The 4,319-nt window shown below is 50.3% G+C and carries 4 protein-coding genes and 2 pseudogenes; 1 reads left to right on the forward strand and 5 read right to left on the reverse strand.

Going from position 1 to position 4,319, the window contains the following annotated elements:
* Positions 1 to 176 precede the first annotated feature (176 nt).
* The gene (locus FTV48_RS14170; protein ID WP_000018326.1) at positions 177 to 992 is read right to left on the reverse strand and encodes an aminoglycoside O-phosphotransferase APH(3')-Ia; all 816 of its coding nucleotides are present in this window, start codon (positions 990 to 992) and stop codon (positions 177 to 179) included.
* A gap of 129 nt (positions 993 to 1,121) precedes the next feature.
* On the opposite strand from FTV48_RS14170, the pseudogene FTV48_RS14175 reads away from it, so the two are divergent.
* Positions 1,122 to 1,196 (forward strand): annotated as a pseudogene (locus tag FTV48_RS14175) (IS6 family transposase); the annotation flags it as partial.
* 49 nt (positions 1,197 to 1,245) lie between these two features.
* Here the strand turns inward: FTV48_RS14175 and FTV48_RS14180 are convergent.
* From FTV48_RS14180 to FTV48_RS14195, 4 genes and pseudogenes are all read right to left on the reverse strand, one after another.
* Positions 1,246 to 1,950: an IS6-like element IS26 family transposase gene (locus FTV48_RS14180; RefSeq protein WP_001067858.1), complete on the reverse strand. Its 705-nt coding sequence runs from the start codon at positions 1,948 to 1,950 to the stop codon at positions 1,246 to 1,248.
* A gap of 209 nt (positions 1,951 to 2,159) precedes the next feature.
* Positions 2,160 to 2,702: an AAA family ATPase gene (locus tag FTV48_RS14185; protein ID WP_000587837.1), complete on the reverse strand. Its 543-nt coding sequence runs from the start codon at positions 2,700 to 2,702 to the stop codon at positions 2,160 to 2,162.
* Between the two features lie 12 nt (positions 2,703 to 2,714).
* Positions 2,715 to 3,575: an aminoglycoside N-acetyltransferase AAC(3)-IId gene (gene aac(3)-IId / locus FTV48_RS14190; protein WP_000557454.1), complete on the reverse strand. Its 861-nt coding sequence runs from the start codon at positions 3,573 to 3,575 to the stop codon at positions 2,715 to 2,717.
* A 132-nt stretch (positions 3,576 to 3,707) separates the two neighbouring features.
* A pseudogene (locus FTV48_RS14195) lies at positions 3,708 to 4,193 on the reverse strand (IS3-like element ISAba14 family transposase); the annotation flags it as partial.
* Positions 4,194 to 4,319 lie beyond the last annotated feature (126 nt).

Below are 4,319 nucleotides of genomic sequence, written 5' to 3' on the forward strand. Positions count from 1 at the left end.
AGTACCAGCGTACGGCCCACAGAATGATGTCACGCTGAAAATGCCGGCCTTTGAATGGGTTCATGTGCAGCTCCATCAGCAAAAGGGGATGATAAGTTTATCACCACCGACTATTTGCAACAGTGCCAAGCGCGGTGTCCGGAATTTCAGGTTTGTGTCTCTACAAAGACTAACTATCAGAAAAACTCATCGAGCATCAAATGAAACTGCAATTTATTCATATCAGGATTATCAATACCATATTTTTGAAAAAGCCGTTTCTGTAATGAAGGAGAAAACTCACCGAGGCAGTTCCATAGGATGGCAAGATCCTGGTATCGGTCTGCGATTCCGACTCGTCCAACATCAATACAACCTATTAATTTCCCCTCGTCAAAAATAAGGTTATCAAGTGAGAAATCACCATGAGTGACGACTGAATCCGGTGAGAATGGCAAAAGCTTATGCATTTCTTTCCAGACTTGTTCAACAGGCCAGCCATTACGCTCGTCATCAAAATCACTAGCATCAACCAAACCGTTATTCATTCGTGATTGCGCCTGAGCGAGACGAAATACGCGATCGCTGTTAAAAGGACAATTACAAACAGGAATCGAATGCAACCGGCGCAGGAACACTGCCAGCGCATCAACAATATTTTCACCTGAATCAGGATATTCTTCTAATACCTGGAATGCTGTTTTCCCGGGGATCGCAGTGGTGAGTAACCATGCATCATCAGGAGTACGGATAAAATGCTTGATGGTCGGAAGAGGCATAAATGCCGTCAGCCAGTTTAGTCTGACCATCTCATCTGTAACATCATTGGCAACGCTACCTTTGCCATGTTTCAGAAACAACTCTGGCGCATTGGGCTTCCCATACAATCGATAGATTGTCGCACCTGATTGCCCGACATTATCGCGAGCCCATCTATACCCATATAAATCAGCATCCAGGTTGGAATTTAATCGCGGCCTCGAGCAAGACGTTTCCCGTTGAATATGGCTCATAACACCCCTTGTATTACTGTTTATGTAAGCAGACAGTTTTATTGTTCATGATGATATATTTTTATCGGCACTGTTGCAAATAGTCGGTGGTGATAAACTTATCATCCCCTTTTGCTGATGGAGCTGCACATGAACCCATTCAAAGGCCGGCATTTTCAGCGTGACATCATTCTGTGGGCCGTACGCTGGTACTGCAAATACGGCACTGTTGCAAAGTTAGCGATGAGGCAGCCTTTTGTCTTATTCAAAGGCCTTACATTTCAAAAACTCTGCTTACCAGGCGCATTTCGCCCAGGGGATCACCATAATAAAATGCTGAGGCCTGGCCTTTGCGTAGTGCACGCATCACCTCAATACCTTTGATGGTGGCGTAAGCCGTCTTCATGGATTTAAATCCCAGCGTGGCGTTGATTATCCGTTTCAGTTTGCCATGATCGCATTCAATCACGTTGTTCCGGTACTTAATCTGTCGGTGTTCAACGTCAGACGGGCACCGGCCTTCGCGTTTGAGCAGAGCAAGCGCGCGACCATAGGCGGGCGCTTTATCCGTGTTGATGAATCGTGGGATCTGCCACTTCTTCACGTTGTTGAGGATTTTACCCAGAAACCGGTATGCAGCTTTGCTGTTACGACGGGAGGAGAGATAAAAATCGACAGTGCGGCCCCGGCTGTCGACGGCCCGGTACAGATACGCCCAGCGGCCATTGACCTTCACGTAGGTTTCATCCATGTGCCACGGGCAAAGATCGGAAGGGTTACGCCAGTACCAGCGCAGCCGTTTTTCCATTTCAGGCGCATAACGCTGAACCCAGCGGTAAATCGTGGAGTGATCGACATTCACTCCGCGTTCAGCCAGCATCTCCTGCAGCTCACGGTAACTGATGCCGTATTTGCAGTACCAGCGTACGGCCCACAGAATGATGTCACGCTGAAAATGCCGGCCTTTGAATGGGTTCATGTGCAGCTCCATCAGCAAAAGGGGATGATAAGTTTATCACCACCGACTATTTGCAACAGTGCCCGAAAATCTGCTTCTCTGTGAGAGTACGGGTTCGAGTCCCGTCGTCCGCACCACAAAGCCAAACATCCCTGCGATGATCGACCTCTGGGCGTTTGGTCGTGAGCCCGCCACCCTCGCGCTACGCTTTGCGCAGGCGTCGAAGGCGATCAGGTGCGCCCATCGATTCCGTCGAGCACCATCGCTGCGAGTTCATCGCTGGTGTGTGCACCACTATCGAGAACACGGGTTGTGCATGGAAGCCGTTCCCTTGCGGCCAAGCATCGGGCGACATTCGCTAATCGCCACTCTCGAATCTCCGCATTTCGATTCGGGTCAGGATGCATGGTCTGGTTCGCGATCCGGTGACGCAATAGGTCCTCGTTGAGCGTCAGAAAGATGTGCAGCAGCTGATCGTCGATCCGCCTTACCCCGTCGAGTATCTCAGTCAGATAGTCCGGGTGCACGAGCGTCATTGGGATGATGATGTCCTGCGAGTAATTCCTTCGAATCTCCCTGACCGCCGCGATCGTAAGTCCCCTCCACAAGGGGAGATCCTGATAGTCTCCGCTCGCTGGCATGGGGACCGTTTCTTTCACCACGAACCCGATTTCCTCGGGGTCAAAGATCAGCGATTTGGAACGCCGATCGCGCAGCCGCTTAGCGAGCGTCGTCTTTCCGGCGCCGAAAGGTCCGTTGATCCAGATTATCATTGTCGACGGCCTCTAACCTGAAGGCTCGCAAGAGCGCTCGACGGCCTCGTGCGGAGGCACGATCGGAGTGGTTCCGAAATGCTTCTCAAGATAGGTGACGCCGAACGTCACGATGTCCTGCGCGTCGAACAGGTAGCACTGAGCAAAGCCCACGACACCTTCTCGATGGCGACCGAGCTTCACGTAAGCATTTGCTATAGTTTCAACCGCATCCGGCTTTCCTTCGATAGCAAAGCAATCGAGAATGCCGTTTGAATCGTAATCCGATGCCGTTTTCCAGGCGACTTCACCGTCTCTTCCAAGCATCGGCATCTCATACGTCACCCACCGTTTGTTGGGGATATCGGCAACCGCCTCGGCGTAGTGCAATGCGGTAACGGAGTTTAGCGGCGCACCCAACAGCAGGGCCTTCCCGCCAAGGCGAACGAACCGCTCGACGGGCGATCCTTCCCCCAAGGCGTGACCGAGTTCGTGAGGCTCCGTCAGCGTTTCAGCCAGCGGACCAACCGCGACCATCGATGCATCGGGGTGCGCGCTGCGCCGCGCGCCGGGGGCTTGAACCAGAAATTGATTCAGCAGGCCGAACCCACGGTAAGTCCCGGCTGTTGCGGGATCGAACGGCAGCCAGGTACGGCGGGCTTCGTCATCCAGCCGAGCGCCATTCAGAGTCTCCTCGTAGGGTGATCGGTCCCACGACGCGTATCCCATCACAGTGCCAGTCGGCCCAACCGCGGAGCGTAACGCGGCAACGACCGTCTCCGCTCCTCCTTCGACCGGACCAATCGCTTTAAGTGAGGCATGCACCATCAAGAGGTCACCGGTTTGGACTCCGAGTTTTTGAAGCGCCTCCGTTATTGCCTTCCGCGTATGCATCGCGATATCTCCTCTAAACTGCAAAACACTATACCTATCGAGATATCACTCTACTATACCTATCGAGATATAGAGGTGGTCCCACTTGTTTGAACAACTAAAAGCGTATTTATAAGTGATATTCCGCTCTAGTTAAGCCACCTTGTTTTGTTGGGGTAGCTGATCATAGTAAAACTCATTTGGTGTCATTTTGTCTAGACTCGAATGAGGTCGTTTCAAATTATAAAACTCAAAATATGCACTTAATTGCTTTTTCGCATCTGTGACACTGCTATAAGCTTTGAGATACACCTCTTCATATTTAACGCTCCGCCATAATCGTTCAACCATCACATTATCTACCCATCGACCTTTACCATCCATACTGATTTGAATGCCATTTGATTTCAATACATCAATAAATGCATCACTGGTAAACTGGCTGCCTTGGTCTGTATTAAATATTTCAGGTCGACCATATTTTTCAATCGCTTCATTTAAAGCCGAAATACAAAAATCCACCTCCATACTAATCGATACCCTATGCGCAAGTACCTTGCGGCTATGCCAATCAATCACAGCACATAAATAAACAAAGCCTTTTGCCATAGGGATATACGTTATATCCGTAGACCACACGGCACTGTTGCAAATAACCACGAATGGTAAGCTGAAGACTGTTTTAGCTAAAGGTGCAGCATATGAATCCTTTCCATGGTCGGCATTTTCAGGGCGAAATCATTCTTTGGGCTGTGCGCTGGTATT

Origin of the sequence: Acinetobacter sp. YH18001 (assembly GCF_013416975.1) — a bacterium.
Taxonomy (GTDB): Bacteria; Pseudomonadota; Gammaproteobacteria; order Pseudomonadales; family Moraxellaceae; genus Acinetobacter; species Acinetobacter pseudolwoffii.